The organism is Promicromonospora sp. Populi, assembly GCF_041081105.1.
GTDB lineage: Bacteria > Actinomycetota > Actinomycetes > Actinomycetales > Cellulomonadaceae > Promicromonospora.
Genome location: NZ_CP163528.1, coordinates 2,342,119 through 2,356,822 on the forward strand (window position 1 = coordinate 2,342,119; position 14,704 = coordinate 2,356,822).

General features: G+C 70.4%; 16 protein-coding genes. 5 read left to right on the forward strand and 11 right to left on the reverse strand.

The genetic code is table 11. The annotated features are described in order from the left end of the window. Positions 1-28: 28 nt before the first annotated feature. From AB1046_RS10705 to AB1046_RS10720, 4 genes are all read right to left on the reverse strand, one after another. Positions 29-406 (reverse strand): hypothetical protein, encoded by a 378-nt coding sequence (locus AB1046_RS10705; protein WP_369375104.1) that lies wholly within the window; start codon positions 404-406, stop codon positions 29-31. Positions 407-527: 121 nt separating this feature from the next. Then, positions 528-1,784, reverse strand: a complete 1,257-nt coding sequence (locus tag AB1046_RS10710; protein ID WP_369375106.1) for a hypothetical protein — start codon at positions 1,782-1,784, stop codon at positions 528-530. A 150-nt stretch (positions 1,785-1,934) separates the two neighbouring features. Beyond that, complete coding sequence (locus AB1046_RS10715) at positions 1,935-2,168, reverse strand: hypothetical protein (RefSeq protein ID WP_369375853.1); 234 nt, start codon at positions 2,166-2,168, stop codon at positions 1,935-1,937. Then, positions 2,098-2,514 carry an aminoglycoside phosphotransferase family protein gene (locus tag AB1046_RS10720; protein ID WP_369375108.1) on the reverse strand — a complete coding sequence of 139 codons (417 nt, stop codon included), beginning with the start codon at positions 2,512-2,514 and terminating at the stop codon, positions 2,098-2,100. Before AB1046_RS10720 ends, AB1046_RS10715 begins: the two co-directional genes overlap by 71 nt. 201 nt (positions 2,515-2,715) lie before the next feature. Between AB1046_RS10720 and AB1046_RS10725 the strand changes: the two genes are divergently transcribed. The 3 genes from AB1046_RS10725 (at position 2,716) to AB1046_RS10735 (ending at position 4,817) form a co-directional block, all read left to right on the forward strand. Next, positions 2,716-3,396, forward strand: coding sequence for a YceI family protein (locus AB1046_RS10725; protein WP_369375110.1), 681 nt, complete (start codon positions 2,716-2,718; stop codon positions 3,394-3,396). A 72-nt stretch (positions 3,397-3,468) separates the two neighbouring features. After that, entirely contained in the window at positions 3,469-3,993 is a 525-nt protein-coding gene (locus AB1046_RS10730) for a sigma-70 family RNA polymerase sigma factor (RefSeq protein WP_369375112.1), read from the forward strand. Beyond that, positions 3,990-4,817: an anti-sigma factor gene (locus AB1046_RS10735; RefSeq protein WP_369375114.1), complete on the forward strand. Its 828-nt coding sequence runs from the start codon at positions 3,990-3,992 to the stop codon at positions 4,815-4,817. The genes AB1046_RS10730 and AB1046_RS10735 overlap by 4 nt, the downstream gene beginning before the upstream one ends. 35 nt (positions 4,818-4,852) lie before the next feature. Here AB1046_RS10735 and AB1046_RS10740 read toward each other — a convergent pair whose 3' ends face one another. The 5 genes from AB1046_RS10740 to AB1046_RS10760 all read right to left on the reverse strand — a co-directional run bounded on the left by AB1046_RS10740 (position 4,853) and on the right by AB1046_RS10760 (position 9,589). Then, positions 4,853-5,350, reverse strand: coding sequence for a nitroreductase/quinone reductase family protein (locus tag AB1046_RS10740; RefSeq protein ID WP_369375116.1), 498 nt, complete (start codon positions 5,348-5,350; stop codon positions 4,853-4,855). A gap of 129 nt (positions 5,351-5,479) precedes the next feature. Beyond that, complete coding sequence (locus tag AB1046_RS10745; protein ID WP_369375118.1) at positions 5,480-6,262, reverse strand: endonuclease I family protein; 783 nt, start codon at positions 6,260-6,262, stop codon at positions 5,480-5,482. A gap of 194 nt (positions 6,263-6,456) precedes the next feature. Beyond that, the gene (locus tag AB1046_RS10750; protein WP_369375120.1) at positions 6,457-7,293 is read right to left on the reverse strand and encodes a carbohydrate ABC transporter permease; all 837 of its coding nucleotides are present in this window, start codon (positions 7,291-7,293) and stop codon (positions 6,457-6,459) included. Positions 7,294-7,295: 2 nt separating this feature from the next. Continuing rightward, on the reverse strand, positions 7,296-8,243 hold the full coding sequence (locus tag AB1046_RS10755; protein ID WP_369375122.1) for a carbohydrate ABC transporter permease: 948 nt from the start codon (positions 8,241-8,243) through the stop codon (positions 7,296-7,298). Further along, positions 8,240-9,589, reverse strand: coding sequence for a sugar ABC transporter substrate-binding protein (locus AB1046_RS10760; protein ID WP_369375124.1), 1,350 nt, complete (start codon positions 9,587-9,589; stop codon positions 8,240-8,242). Before AB1046_RS10760 ends, AB1046_RS10755 begins: the two co-directional genes overlap by 4 nt. A gap of 221 nt (positions 9,590-9,810) precedes the next feature. Between AB1046_RS10760 and AB1046_RS10765 the strand changes: the two genes are divergently transcribed. Further along, entirely contained in the window at positions 9,811-10,740 is a 930-nt protein-coding gene (locus AB1046_RS10765; protein ID WP_369375126.1) for a sugar-binding transcriptional regulator, read from the forward strand. A gap of 34 nt (positions 10,741-10,774) precedes the next feature. Here the strand turns inward: AB1046_RS10765 and AB1046_RS10770 are convergent, their stop codons facing one another. Together AB1046_RS10770 and AB1046_RS10775 are read right to left on the reverse strand one after the other, a co-directional pair. Continuing rightward, positions 10,775-12,268, reverse strand: coding sequence for a mannitol dehydrogenase family protein (locus AB1046_RS10770; protein ID WP_369375128.1), 1,494 nt, complete (start codon positions 12,266-12,268; stop codon positions 10,775-10,777). Between the two features lie 102 nt (positions 12,269-12,370). After that, entirely contained in the window at positions 12,371-13,363 is a 993-nt protein-coding gene (locus tag AB1046_RS10775) for a helix-turn-helix transcriptional regulator (protein WP_369375130.1), read from the reverse strand. A gap of 88 nt (positions 13,364-13,451) precedes the next feature. On the opposite strand from AB1046_RS10775, the gene AB1046_RS10780 reads away from it, so the two are divergent. Then, entirely contained in the window at positions 13,452-14,618 is a 1,167-nt protein-coding gene (locus tag AB1046_RS10780; protein WP_369375132.1) for an epoxide hydrolase family protein, read from the forward strand. Positions 14,619-14,704: the final 86 nt, after the last annotated feature.

Here is a 14,704-nt window from a genome sequence, read left to right on the forward strand (position 1 = left end):
GCCCGTCGAGATGAGCAGGGGGCCATCGCTAGTCGACCAACCGGTCGTACCCCACGTAGAACCGCGCCGACCCCGCCCCCGTGTCCATCACCCCGGTAACCACGCGCCGCAGGTCGAGCACACCCTGGAACGCGCTTGTCTCCCCCTCGGGCATCACCTCGGCCGCCAGTTCCTCCCCCGACATCCCGTCCGGAGCGTCCACAGTGAGCTCCCGCCAGCAGCCTCCGGAGCCGCAGCCCATGTCCTCGGCGACCACCCGCGCGCCGTCGGGCAACGCGGGCAGGGCCGACGCCGGAGGCTTTGCCCACTCGTCGACGAGCAACCACAACGGAGGGAACGTCAGACCCACTGCCGCGACCACGGCAAGCCCGACCACTCCACGGACGACGGTTCGGGCGCGCACCATGCGCAGACGATACCGACTGGCCGCGCAGGCCCTGGACCGTGCAGGCCCCACCCGGTACTGAGCCAGGAGGACGCCAGCGGTCGGGTCAGGTCAAGCAGTCAGGTCAGGTCAGGCGGTCAGGTCAGCGCGAGTAGAACCGCATGTACCAGAACCCGTCGGCGGGCGGCTCCCCACCCACACCGTCGCCGTCGTCCTCGTACTCGTACGTCACCACGACGGGGCCCCGTGAGCTGGCGTCCACCTGGAACGGCCCGCCGTTGGAGTAGTCGGAGAGGTGCCTCTGGTTCAGGACGCCGTCGGCCCGGTCCACCGTCAGGATGTCCGCGATCTCCACCCCCTCGCACACCAGGTTGATGTCGTCGATGTCGTGCCGGATCCCGACGGCCACGTAGGACCGCCCGCCAGGGACCATGCCGACGCCGAACTGGATGCCCTTGTCGCAGCTCGGGTCGGTCGGCGCGTCATGCCACCAGAGCAGCTTCTCGGCACGCCACTGCGGATCCGCGAACCGGGTGCGGATCTCGTACCGCCCGCTGGTCTTGACGGCCCAGATCAGGCGCGTCCCGGTGGTGCCGGTGGCGAGCACGGCCCGCGTGCTGGTGCGGAACTGGTAGCGCGGAAGCGTCGTGCTGGTGGTCTGCCGCCAGAGCTTGTTGCCCGCGATCACCGTCTCCCGGCCCTGCCCGTCAGTGACTATCGAGATCTTCGGCCGGGTGTTGTTCACGCTGCCGAGGTCACCCGCGGAAGCCCAGGTGCTCGACCCCTTCTGAAGGACCACCCGTCCGATCTGCGACGTCGCTCCGGTCCGGTCCGCCCAGACCACCGTGACCTTGCCGGCGTCGTTGATCACCACGTCCGCCAGCGCGCCGGCCAGATCGTTCGCCAGGGGGACGGTCTGCCAGGTGCCGCCGCGGATCAAGCGGCTCAGCTGCGGCGTCCCACCGCCGGGGGCCGTCCAGAGCAGCGCGGCATCTCCGTTGGTGTTGCCGACCAGCTTCGACTCCCCGATCGCCGCGGCGATCTGCACGGGACCGCCCCAGCTCGAACCGTTGAACACCCGCGACACGTTCCCGGTCACGGCCACGGCATAGTCGTCGGGACCCGCGACGACGCCGCCCTCGGACCGGACCGGTACCTCGACGGAGGACCAGTCCGCCCCCACGCCGTGCTCGAGGAACGAGTAGTCCAGGATGTCCGGGTCGGGCAGCCCGACGGCGAACACGCGGCCCGACCCGGACACGTCCACGTCGCGATACATCACGTCGTAGCGCTCGTTCGGCCAGCCGGGCGCCGGGTCCCCCGGTGCGGCCGACGCCGTCGGCGCAACGAGACCGGTCAGGGCGGCTGCCGCGATGACCACGGCTGCAGATCGACGCATGATGCCTCCAGTGCTCGGCGGCACGTGCCACTGCCACCCGCAGCCGGAGGCGTCGTCGCCTGCAGGCCGGAGGGTGCGCACGGCCTGGCTCGATCATCACACGATCCCGCGAAGCCCGTCGGCCGTTTCACCCCGCACGTCACCCCCAGGTCATTCGGCCGGCAGCGGGTCGCGCAGCACGTCGAGCGCGGTCACGATCATGGACTCCGGGAGCCCGGGCCGGACGGCGTCGAGCAGCAGGGCGGCCAGGTACGCCGACGACGTCGGCGCCCCGCTGAGCGAGCCAGGCCCCGAAACGGGCGCGATCCGGTACCTACGCCGTGAGGCGGTCCGCTTCGGCCAGCAGCAGGTCGCCGAAAGGCTGCATGCCGATACTGCAGGCATAGACGCCGCTGAAGATCGGAGCCCCGAGGCGCTCCAGCAGCAGGGCTTGCCGACCCAGGTCTTCGCCCAGCAGCTTGGCGCAGCCCGCTCCGTCCGCCAGGCGCAGCAGCGTGGCCTCCGGCCCGACGTCCCGGCCCGGCACACCGATCTTGAGGACGGCGGGAGCTCCGTCGGCCAGCGTCACCTCAAGGACCAGGGCGACGTGCCCACCCGCGAGGCTGGGCCCGATCAGCAGGGACCACTCCTGGGCCAGCGAGTCGACCATGCCCGGCAGCTCGTCCAGCCAGGATTCATGCCCGCTGGCTATCACCGTCTTGCGGACCTGGTCAGGAATGTCGAGGCGCACACCGCCAGGCTAGTCCGGGTGCCTCCTGCCGGGCCCTGCGCTAGACGCCATCTGGTCGAGGGACCGACGAAAGGTCCGCTACTGCGCGGCAGCAGATCTCTCCACACGAATTTTGAACTCGATTGAACCGATCGCCCCTTTCACCCGTCGTGTGGGTCAGGGGCCGACGTCCGGTCGGCCTGCGAACGAGAGGGGCGGAGCGTGCGCAGAGGGACAAAGGTGGCAGTAAGTGTCGGTGCGGCGGTAGTCGTGCTCGGTGGGGCAGCCGCGATCTGGGGACCGGGTCTGTACGCGGCTCAGGCACCCGAGGCGGCGGAGGTGCCCACGCTCGAGGAGTCGGCAGTACCGCTGCCCGACTCCGAGGCGGCTGCCGGCACATGGACCGTGAGCGAGGGGTCGTTCGCCGGGTACCGCGTCGACGAAGTGCTGAACAACGCGGACGTGACCGTCACCGGCCGGACCGAGGACGTCACCGGGTCGATCACCGTCGCGGACGGCTCGCTGACGGAGGCCACCGTCGAGGTGGACATGGCGAGCGTCGCGACCGACGAGGCCAACCGCGACGACTTCTTCCGGACCAACGCGCTGGAGGTCGGCACGTACCCGACGGCGACCTTCGAGCTCACCGAGCCCGCAACGATCGAGGAGGGCGCGACGGCCGTCGAGCTGACGGGCGACCTCACCGTCCACGGCGTCACGCAGCCCGCGACCTTCGAGGGTGAGGTCGCGGGAGACGCGGCCAGCGGCGACGTCGTGCAGGTCATCGGGAGCATCCCGATCACGTTCGCCGACTTCGACGTGGACGCCCCCTCCCTCGGGTTCGTGACGGTGGAGAATGAGGGCAGCATCGAGTTCTCGCTGCAGCTCCAGCCTGGCCAGTGACAGCCTGACCAGTGACAGCAGTGACAGCTCGAAAGTGACGGCAGTGCCGACGACGACGGAGGTGATCGGACCGTGAGCAGAGGTGACCCGCCCGCGGGTGCCGAGGACGAGCTCCTCGCCTCCGTGCACAACACGCACGCCGGTGCGCTGTACCGGTACGTCGTGCGCCGCACGGGCGACGAGGAGGAGGCACGCGACGTGGTGCAGGAGACCCTGCTGCGCGCGTGGCGGCACCCTGAGGTTCTGGAACGCTCGGAGGAGTCGGTTCGTGCGTGGCTGTTCACGGTCGCGCGGAACCTCACGGTCGATCACCTCCGCAGCGCCCGGCGCACCCGCGAGCGGGCCACCGGTCACGTCCCCGACCGCGAGGAGCGAGACACGACCCAGGCCGTGCTCGACTCCTGGCTCGTCGCGGACGCGCTGGTATCACTGTCGCCGGCACACCGGGCGGTCGTCGTAGGCGCGTACTACGGCGGCCGCTCGGTGGCCGAGCTCGCGACCGAGCTGAGCATCGCCCCCGGGACGGTGAAGTCGCGCCTGCACTACGGGCTGCGTGCGCTGCGCCTGGCCCTGCAGGAAAAAGGAGTCACGTCATGAACTCGGCGGCAGAAGGCGGGCACGGCGACCGGTACGCCGAGTGGGACGCGGCGTACGTGCTGGGCGCCCTGAGCCCGAGCGACCGTCGCGCCTTCGAGCATCACCTGGCCGAGTGCGACGCGTGCCGCGGCGCAGTGGCCGAGCTGGCCGGCCTGCCGGGCCTGCTCAGCACGCTGACCCCGGCGCACGCGGAGTCGCTCGTCACTGAAGAGCCTGGTCTTCAGCTGCCCGACGGCGGCGCGCCGGCCCTGCCCGGTGCCGGCCCCGCCGGCGACTCCGGTACCGGGATGGCACAGGTGATCCCGCTGGCGAACCTCGCGAGCGTGGCGCGCAGGTCCCGGTTCCGACGCCGGACGCTGGGCGCGGTGGCCGCGAGCGCCCTGCTGATCGCCGGCGTGGCCGGCGGTTCGTTGGTCGCCCGTAGCGGCTTCTTCGAGAGGCCGGACGATGCGGGCACGACGCCGTCGTCGGAGATCGTCGCGGACGCCCAGACCATCGAGCTGCTCCCCGTGGGTGAGGCGGACATGCACGCCGAGGTGGTGGCGACGCCCACGAGCTGGGGGACCAAGCTCGAGTGGAGCTGCGAGTACCCGCCGGTGCCCGGGCAGCCGTCGGGCGGTAGCTACGGATCGCAGGAGCCCATCCAGTACGAGCTCGTGGTGGTCGGCCGGGACGGCGAGCGCACGGTCGCGGGGACGTGGTTGTGGTCGGGCGGCGAGATCGCGGACCTGGACGCGTCGTCGCACGTGCCGCTGACCGATGTGGACCGCATCGAGATCACGCTCGACGGGCAGGAGGAGGCACTGGCGTCGGCGACGCTGTAACCCTGCTGGCGCGACCCGCCGTCACGACCCTGCCGTCACGACCGCGGTACGGGCTCCGGCCGCGGCGCCAGGACCACCACCGCCGTCTCGGTAGACCGGAGCGCGGCGTAGTCGTCCAGGTGTGCATCGAGCTCGCGCCACCTGGCCCACAGCCGGGTGCGCTCGTCGCCCTGCGCGATGTGCGACCGCACGGTGCGCTCCCCGTCGACGAGGTCCACGCAGGCCTCCGGGTGCTCCCGCAGGTTGCGCAGCCAGGCGGGCTCGCCGTCGGCCCAGCCGTTCATCGCCAGCAGGAGCAGGTCAGGGCCGTCCTCGATGTAGGCGAGGAGCACGCTGTGCTCGCACCCGGTGCGGCACCCGGTGGTGGTCAGGCGCAGCGTTCCCCAGCTCTTCCCCTTCGGACGGCGCAGGCCGATCCGGCCTCCGGTGATGCGGTACAGACGGCGGTGCAGCCCCCACACGGTGCGGACGAACCAGCGCGGTGCGACGCGCGGCGTCGTCTTCTGCTCGACTGACTTGTGTTCGTTCGACACGGTGACCCTCCGGGCACTCGGTTCGAGCCGCCGGGTGCGCTCGTCACTGAGCGACCGGCCTTCTCCACCCAGGGTAGAGACCACACCCCGGTCGCGACCAGAGGCGACCGGGGTGAGCGGACGGGTCGATCAGCCCCAGATCGCTTCCGCCCACTCCGGGTGGTCGATGAACGGGTTCCGGTTGCCCTGGTAGTCCTCGTAGATGATGTCGTTGCGGTTGGCCTCGGACGTGGAGACCGGGTCCTCGGCGTTCCAGTCCAGCAGCACCGAGATCCGGCCGTGGAACGGGACGGAGCCGTTGCCGGCGGTGTCGTTGGTCTCCAGGTCGGCGAAGGCGTCCTCGCCCTCGTAGCGCACCGCCATGTAGAGGATCATGCGCGCGACGTCGCCCTTGACGGCGTCGCGAGGCTCGAACGAGTTCGAGTCGGTGTAGCTGCCCGGTGCGCCGCTGACCGCGCTGCCGCCGTTGTCGAAGTCCTTGTTGCCACGGGTGCTGTTGACCTGGACGTCCTCGGGGCGCAGGTGGTGCAGGTCGGTGCCGGGGCCCGCCGTCGTGCCGAAGTCGCCGTGCGACTGCGCCCATACGTGCTCGCGGTTCCAGTTGCCGACGGCACCGCCGTTGAGGCTCTTCGCGCGCGACTGGCCGCCGTACAGGAGGATCACGTTGTTCGAGTTGTTGGGGTCCTGGTCGGTGACCATCAGCGCGGTCCACACCTGGCTGTAGGACAGCCGGGTGCTCACGCTGATGATGTCGTTCAGCTCGGACTTCAGCGCCTCACCGGTCAGGCCCGCCGTGCCGTTGTAGTAGCCGGGCGGGATGGCCGCGACCCCCTGCGCCGCGCCCTCCTGCGCGACCGCGCCGGGTGCCGTCAGCAGCCCGGCAGCAACCACGAGTGCGGACAGTCCGCTCAACCACGCTGTTCCACTCCCCCAAGCCCGCCCGAGACGTGTGCGCATCGTCGACCTCCGTGTGAGTCGGCCCGCGGCCCCCTGCGGGCAACGGTGCGTCATCAAAATGGCATGCGAAGGCTTTGACCTGCGGTGATCCCGGTAAACATCGCGTGAAATCTGCCAGATGTCGTAAATCTACGTAATTACCGAACCCCCTACTTGATCGCACCCATCGACAGCCCGCGGACGAGCTGCTTCTGCGCCACCCAGCCCGCGATGATCACGGGCAGCGAGGCGAGCAGGGCCGCCGCGCTCAGCCGGGCGAGGAACAGGCCCTCGCTCGTCATGGTCGACACGATGAGCACCGGCACGGTCGCCGCCTGCGACGCCGTGAGGTTGAGCGCGAAGAAGAACTCGTTCCACGCGAAGATCACGCAGATGAGCGCCGTCGCCGCGATGCCGGGCGCGACCATCGGGATGAGCACCGACCGCAGGGTCCGCATCAGCCCGGCGCCGTCGACGGACGCCGCCTCCAGCACCTCCCCGGGTACCTCCAGGAAGAACGACCGCATCATCCACACCGCGATCGGCAGGTTCATCGCCGTGTACAGGACCACCAGGGTCCAGATGTTGTCGAGCACCCGCAGCTGCCCGGCCACCACATAGATCGGCACGATGACGGCGACGACGGGCAGCATCTTGGTGGAGATGAAGAAGAACAGCACGTCGCTGACCTTCTCCACGGGCCGGATCGACAGCGCGTAGGCCGCCGGTATGCCGAGGAGCAGCACCAGCACGGTGGACACCCCGGTGGCGATCACGGAGTTGCCCACGTAGACCATGGACCCGCCCTCGAGCACGGCGCGGAACTGGTCGAGCGTCGGCGTGAAGAACCACGTCGGCGGGTCGGACGCCGCCTGGCTCTCCTGCTTGAACGCCGTGGCCGCCATCCAGGCGACGGGGAAGAAGAATGCCAGCGCCAGCAACCAGGTCAGCGTGGTCAGCACGCCACCTCCTGCTCGGCGGCGGTACGCGCGCGTCACGTCGGACATGCTCACTCCTTGACCTCGAAGCTACGGAAGATGAGGCGCAGCGCGGCGGAGGCCACGATGATCGTGGCGATCACGACGACGACGCCCATGGCGGCGGCCTGCCCGATGTCGAACCCGAGGAAGGCGCGCTGGTAGATGTAGAACGGCAGGTTCGCGCTGGCCGTACCGGGCCCGCCCGCCGTCATGAGATAGATCTGATCAAAGGTATTGACCACGTAGATGACACCGAGCAGCACGCCCAGCTCGATGTACCGCCGCAGGTGCGGCAGCGTGATCGAGGTCCAGACACGCCAGGGCCCGGCGCCGTCGACGGCGGCGGCCTCCAGCACGTCCTTCGGCTGTGCCTGCAGGCCGGCGAGCACAAGCAGCATCATGAACGGCGTCCACTGCCAGACGAGCGCCATCAGGATCGCGACGATCGGGTACGTGGACGTCCAGTCGATCGCCTCGATGCCGAACAGGCCGAGCGTCCAGTTGAACAGGCCGTAGGTCGGGTTGAGCAGCGCGATGGACCACAGCACCGACGTCGCCACCGGCATCACCAGGAACGGCGTGATGAGCATGGTGCGGGCCACGCTGCGCCCGAAGAACGGCCGGTCCAGCAGCAGCGCGAGCACGATCCCGAGCACCATCGCCACCAGCACGCAGCCCAGCGTGATGACCACCGAGTTCAGCGCGGTCTGGCGGAACGTCGAGTCCTGCGCGATGTCGAGGTAGTTCGACAGGCCGACGAACAGGTCCTCGCCCGGCCGCAGCAGGTTCTGCGAGCGCAGCGAGTACCAGATCGTCACCAGGAACGGCAGCTGCGTGACGATGACGGTGAAGATCAGGGCAGGCAGCAGCGGGGCGCGACGGCGCCACCCCTCAGCCCGGCTCGTCGCACGTTCGGACGCCGCCTTGCGGGCTGCCCTGCGCGAGCCTTCGAGCCGGCCGATGGTCGAGGTGCTCATTGCTCCTCCTGGGCCCGGTAGGTCTCCGCCACGGTTTCCGCGTAGCGCTGGGACTGACGGATGGCCTCGTCGACGGTGATCTGCCCGGCGATGGCCGCGGACATCTGCTGACCCACGCGGGTGCCGAGGTCCTGGAACTCGGGGATCCCGACGAACTGGATGCCCGGGTAGGGCACCGGGTGGGTCATCGCGGACTCCTGGGTGGCGCCGTTCATCGACTCCAGGGTGGCGTCGGCGTACGCCTGCGAGACCTCGGCGTACTCGGGGATCTCGTAGGTGGACAGCCGGCTGCCCGGGGGCACCCGCTCCCAGCCGATCTCCTGGCCCACCAGCTGGATGTACTCCTTGTTCGTCATCCAGGACACGAACTCCCAGGCGGCGTCCTTGTGCTGGCTCGTGGACGGGATGGCCAGCGACCAGCTGTAGAGCCAGCCCGACGACTCGGTCTCCGCGACGGGTGCCGGCACGTAGCCGACGGAGCCCGCGACGGTCGACGAGGCCGGGTCCTCGACCGAGGAGACCATCGAGGTCGCGTCGTACCACATGGCCGACTGGCCCTGGGCGAACCGCGTGAGGCAGTCGCCGAAGCCCGACGTCGCAGCGCCGGGCTGCCCGTAGGACTGCAGGATGTCGACGTAGGTCTCGATGGCCTCGCGGCTCTGAGGGGAGTCGAGGGTGGCGTTCCAGTCCTCGTCGAACCAGCCGCCGCCGAACGTGTTCATGACCGTGGTGATGGGCGCCATGTCCTCGCCCCAGCCGGCCAGGCCGCGCAGGCAGATGCCGGAGAAGTCGCTGGCCGGGTCGTTCAGCTCGGCGGCCAGGTCGCTCACCTCGTCCCAGGTCGGGTTGGCGGGCATCTCCAGCCCCGCCTCCTCGAACAGGTCGGTGCGGTAGGCCAGGAACGACGACTCCCCGTAGAACGGCACGGAGTACATGTCGTCGTCGTACGAGAGCGACTCGCGGACGCTGGGGACGAAGTCCTCGGCGTCGTACCCGTCGGTGGCGTCGATGTACGGCTGCAGGTCCTCGATCCAGCCGTTCTCGGCCCACATGGGCGTCTCGTAGTTGGAGATCATGACGACGTCGAACTCCCCGCCGCCGGTCGCGACCGAGGCCGTGATCTTGGCGCGGGCCTCGTTCTCGGGCAGCGACACGAACCGCACGTCCACGCCGGGGTGGGCGGCGCGGAACTCGTCCTGCAACGAGATCGCGTCCTGCATCTGCGGGTTGGACACGATCGCCACCACGATCGTCTCGCCGTCACCACCGCCTACTGCGCCCGCTCCGGCACAACCGGCCAGGGCCAGCGCGGCGGCCGCCGTCGCTGCAGTCGCCGCCGCTCGCACCGAAGCACCCCGTGCCGAACTACGCCGTGCCGAACTACCTCTCGGAGGTCGGAACATCCTTGTCCTCTCCTTGGCGCAGCCGTCGACTCCGCGCTCATCTGAGAATTTTTGTTTGCTCATCTGCATCCGCACAGTAGTTGGGTATGCTCAGGTGAGCAAGACCCCCCGCTCAATAGTCGCTCAACTGCCCCCGCTATCGCCTGCGGGAGTTAAGGACGCAGGTGACCCAGAACGACTCGAACCTCATGGTCGAGGTGAGCACGGACTACTACCTCGACGGCAAGTCGAAGGTCGAGATAGCCCGCCACCGCGGCATCTCCCGCTTCCAGGTCGCCCGCCTGCTCGCCCAGGCCCGCGATCTGGGCGTGGTCCGCATCGAGATCACCCCGCCCCGGGTCGACGGCGAACGGGGCGCCCGCCTCGCCGCGCGCCTGGGTGTGCGCGAGGTGCTGATCGCCGCCAGCGGCGACGACACCGCGGCGACCCGGGAGAACGTGGCCGTCGAGCTAGCCCGCGCGGCTCACGAGCACATCGTCGAGGGCACGACGGTCGGCGTGTCCTGGTCGCGCACCGTCGAGGCCGCCGTGCGGCACATCGGGCGCCTCCCCCACTGCGACGTCGTCCAGCTCGTCGGGGCGCTGCCGGTCGAGGGCAGCGGCAACTCCCTAGGGCTCATCAACACGTTCGCCCAGATGCCGGGCGTGCGCACCTGGCCCGTCTGGTCCCCGCTCCTGGTGGCCGACGCCGCCACCGCCGCGGGCATGCGCCGGCAGCCGGAGATCGCCGACGCGCTGGCCCGGGCCGATCGCCTCGACGTCGCGATCGTCGCCATCGGCCACTGGTCCGAGCGCACGTCCACCGTGTTCCCGCAGATCAGCGCGGAGGAGCAGCGGGCGGCCACCGAGGCGGGTGTCATCGCCGAGTGCTCGGGCCGCCTGTTCGATGCCGAGGGCCGGCCCGTCCGGACGAGCCTCGACGAGCGCGTAGTGGGAGTGACCCTGGAGCAGCTGGCGGCCACGCCGCAGGTCATCGCGATCGGCTACGGCGCCGCCGTCGCCCCGGGCCTGGCAGCCGCGGTACGCGGCGGCCTAGCCAACACCCTGGTGGTGGACGACGCGGCGGCGACGGCCCTGGAGACCCTTACCCCCTGACCAGTTACTGCCTGACCAGTTACCGCCTGACCAGTTACCGCCTGACCAGCGCCTCGACCGTGGCGCGGGCGCCGTTCTTGTGGAGGGACGCCAGCGCCGTCGTGTAGGCGGCGGTGAAGCGCCCGTCGTCGACCAGGTCGCCGAACACCTCGCGGTCGCGCAGGAACGCGAGCGGGTCGGCCTGCTGGGCGAGCGCGGCCTGGTGCAGCCGGTCGGCAAGACGGTCGACGATGTCGATCGGCTCGCCGACCTCGTCCACACCCTCGTCGTAGCGGGCCCAGGACGCCACCACGAGGGCAGCGTGCTCGATCGGCCCGCCGTTCGCGAGGTGGTAGCGGACCACGGGCAGCAGCCACTTCGGGATGCGGTCCGACGACTCGGCGCACAGCCGCGCCAGGGTGTCGGCCACGTGCGGGTTGGCGAAACGCTCGATCAGCGTGCGCTTGTACAGGTGCAGGTCGATGCCCGGCACCGGCTCCAGCGTGGGGGTGCCCTCGTCGTCCATGTAACCGAGCAGGAACCGGACGAACACGTCCTGCCCCGCCACCTCGTGCGCGTACCGGTACCCGGACAGGTACCCCACGTAGCACAGGGCCTGGTGGCTGGCGTTGAGCAGGCGCAGCTTCATCAGCTCGTACGGTTCGACGTCGGGCACCACCTGTACACCGGCGTCCTCGAACGGGGGCCGGCCGGTCGGGAACGTGTCCTCCAGGGCCCACTGCTCGAACGGCTCCGCCACGACGGGCCAGGCGTCGTCGACGCCGAAGCGCGTCGCCACCAGCTCGCGGTCGGCGTCCGTGGTGACGGGCGTGATCCGGTCGACCATGGAGCTCGGGAACGCGACCTCGGCCTCGATCCAGGCCGCGAGCTCGGCGTCCTTGGCTCGGGCGAACGTGGTGAACGCCCGCCGCGCGACCTCGCCGTTGCCCTGGATGTTGTCGCAGCTCATCACGGTGAAAGGCGGCAAACCCCGGTCCCGCCGGCGGCGCAGGGCCTCTGTGACCAGGCCGAACGTTGTCGCCGGGACGGCGCCGTCGGCCAGGTCCTGGGCTACCGCCGGATCGGCCAGGTCGAACTCGCCGGTGACGTGGTGGATGTTGTACCCGCCCTCGGTGACCGTGAGCGAGACGATGCGGACCTCGGGCGAGGCCATCTTCTCCAGCACGGCCTCGGGGTCGTCGGGGGCCAGCAGGTACTCCTTGATCGACCCGATCACACGCGCCCCCAGGCGCCCGTCCGGGTGCTTGAGCACGAGGGTGTAGAGGCCGTCCTGCGCGGCGAGCGCATCGCGCATCCGGGCGTCTCCCGGCAGCACGCCGACGCCGCAGATCGCCCAGTCCATCGCCTTGCCCTGCGCCATCAGCCGGTCGAGGTACATCGCCTGGTGCGCGCGGTGGAAGCCGCCCACCCCGAGATGGACGATTCCGGTGGTCAGCCGGGAGCGGTCGTAGGTGGGAACCGTCAGGTCCGCGCCGCCCGGCGCGGACGCCACCAGGGTGCCCACGGTCGCCTCGTCGAGTGCCGTCATCGTGCTCCTCCGCCGCCCTTCAGACTTCGTTGAACCAGCGGCCAGATTAACAGATGAGCACCACGGCGGTCACAGATGAGCGGGTCGCTGATCGGCAGCCGGTCAGGCCGGCACGCCCGGCGTTCCCGCCGCGCCCGGCAGCGCCGCGCCCGGCAGCGCCGCCGCGTACCGCCGGGACAGGACCCCGAGGTGCTCGACCAGCTCCGCCGGCCCCTCCACCGTGAAGTCCAGCCCGAGCAGACCGATCCACACGGCCACCATCTCGAGGCTGTCCCCGCCGGTGACGAGCACGCTCGTGCTGTCGTCCCGCGGCTCGACGGTCCCCACCGCCGGGTTGATGCGGGCGAGCACCTCGTCGGCCGGGGCGTGCACGACGATCCGGGCGTGCACCGCCCAGCCCGTCCGCGCCACCTCGCGCACCACGAGCTCGGTCAGGTCCACCGGCGGCTCGGTGGGCACGAACCGCCGTCCGCCGGGGTGGCGCAGCTCCAGCCAGTCCACCCGGAACGGCTGCCACCGGCCCGAGGCGACGTCCCGCCCCACGAGGTACCACCGGCGCTGCCAGGCCACGAGCCGGGCCGGCTCCACCTCCAGCGGTTCCTCGCGGTACCAGCAGCGCAACCCCTGATGGTCCCGGATCGCGGCGGCCAGCTCCGAGAGCAGCGCCGGGTCGACGACGGGATCCTCGACGTTGCTGTCCGTGTTCACCGGACCCGTGCTCGTGGCGTCACGCAGCGCCGCCACCTGGCGGCGCAGGCGCTCGGGCAGGACGTGCTCGAGCTTGCCGAGCGCCCGGGCGCTGCTCTCCTCGATCCCCGCGACGGCGCTTGCGGAGCGCAGGCCGACCGCCATGGCGACCGCCTCGTCGTCGTCGAGCACCAGCGGGGGCAGTTTGCCGCCCACGCCCAGCCGGTACCGGCCACCCGGCCCGCGCACGCTGTCGACGGGGTAGCCCAGGTCGCGCAGGCGCGCGACGTCGTTGCGCACCGTGCGGTCGGTGACGTCGAGCCGGTCGGCGAGCTCGGTCCCCGACCACTCGGCGCGGGACTGCAGCATGCCGAGGAGGGCGAGCAGGCGCCCCGCCGTCGTACTCATCGCGGCTCCCAAAATGTCCGAGAATTTACTCCACCCTTAAGAGAATAAAGGAACGAACGGTTCCTGAACGGCTCGTAATGTCTGAGACATGGAGACCACGCAGAACACCCAGGACACCACCGCCGCCGACATCCGCCCCTTCCGGATCGAGATCCCGCAGGCCGACCTCGACGACCTCGCGGACCGCCTCGCCCGGACCCGGTTCGCCCCGGCCGCCCCCGGCGACTCGTGGGACTACGGGACGCCCGAGGCGTACCTCCGCGAGTCCGTCGAGCAGTGGCGCAACGAGTTCGACTGGCGCTCGGTCGAGGAGCACGCCAACTCCTTCCCGCAGTTCATCACCGAGATCGACGGTCAGAACGTGCACTTCGTCCACGTCCGCTCGGCAGAGCCCGGCGCGCGAGCCCTGCTCCTCTCCCACACCTACCCGGGCTCGTTCCTCGAGTTCCTCGACCTGATCGGGCCCCTCACCGACCCGGTGGCCCACGGCGGCCGGGCCGAGGACGCGTTCCACGTGGTGGTCCCGTCCACCCCCGGCTTCGGCTTCAGCACCCCGCTGAGCGAGCCGGCCGACGGCGGGAGCTGGACCATGGCCCGCGTCGCCCGCACCTTCGACACGCTGATGCGGCAGCTCGGCTACGACTCCTACGGCATCCACGGCAGCGACGGCGGTGCCATGATCGGGCGCGAGCTGGCAGTGCTCGACCCGGAGGGCTTCCTCGGCGCGCACGTGCTGCAGCTCTTCTCGTTCCCCTCCGGCGCGGAGGGCGAGATGGACGGGTTCGGCCCCAAGGAGTTCGCCGCCCTCGGCCACATGCAGTGGTTCCAGAGCGTGGGCGGGTACAACGCGATGAACGGCTCGCGACCGCAGACGATCGCCGCCGGGCTCAGCGACTCGCCCGTCGCACAGCTCGCGTACAACGAGCTGTTCGAGAACTTCGGCAACGGCACCAGCCTCGTCTCCCGCGACCAGGTGCTCGCGCAGGTCAGCCTCTACTGGCTCACCAACACGTCCGCTACGGCGGTGCGGTACCACTACACCGAGCCGCGCTCCGGGGCGGAGCCGGTGGTGAGCACCGGCCGGATCGGCGTGGCCGTCTTCGCCGACGACTTCCAGACCATCCGGGCGTTCGCCGAGCGGGACAACGCGCGCATCGAGCACTGGGCCGAGTACCCGAAGGGCGGCCACTTCGCGGCCCTGGAGGTTCCGGAGCTGGTGGTCGAAGACCTCCGGGCCTTCTTCCCGAAGAACTGACCGCCCGCCGACCGAGCGCCAAGAAAGGTTCGCTTCGACCAAGCGGTACGGCCTGCATTCGTCACGGAATGCAGGCCGTACCGCTT

Bases quoted from the DNA above. Each gene is read 5' to 3' on its own strand.
- AB1046_RS10735 (WP_369375114.1), top strand. From the start codon at position 3,990: ATGAACTCGGCGGCAGAAGGCGGGCACGGCGACCGGTACGCCGAGTGG.
- AB1046_RS10710 (WP_369375106.1), bottom strand. From the start codon at position 1,784: ATGCGTCGATCTGCAGCCGTGGTCATCGCGGCAGCCGCCCTGACCGGT.
- AB1046_RS10755 (WP_369375122.1), bottom strand. From the start codon at position 8,243: ATGAGCACCTCGACCATCGGCCGGCTCGAAGGCTCGCGCAGGGCAGCC.
- AB1046_RS10750 (WP_369375120.1), bottom strand. From the start codon at position 7,293: ATGTCCGACGTGACGCGCGCGTACCGCCGCCGAGCAGGAGGTGGCGTG.
- AB1046_RS10775 (WP_369375130.1), bottom strand. From the start codon at position 13,363: ATGAGTACGACGGCGGGGCGCCTGCTCGCCCTCCTCGGCATGCTGCAG.
- AB1046_RS10705 (WP_369375104.1), bottom strand. From the start codon at position 406: ATGGTGCGCGCCCGAACCGTCGTCCGTGGAGTGGTCGGGCTTGCCGTG.
- AB1046_RS10770 (WP_369375128.1), bottom strand. From the start codon at position 12,268: ATGACGGCACTCGACGAGGCGACCGTGGGCACCCTGGTGGCGTCCGCG.
- AB1046_RS10715 (WP_369375853.1), bottom strand. From the start codon at position 2,168: ATGCCTGCAGTATCGGCATGCAGCCTTTCGGCGACCTGCTGCTGGCCG.
- AB1046_RS10780 (WP_369375132.1), top strand. From the start codon at position 13,452: ATGGAGACCACGCAGAACACCCAGGACACCACCGCCGCCGACATCCGC.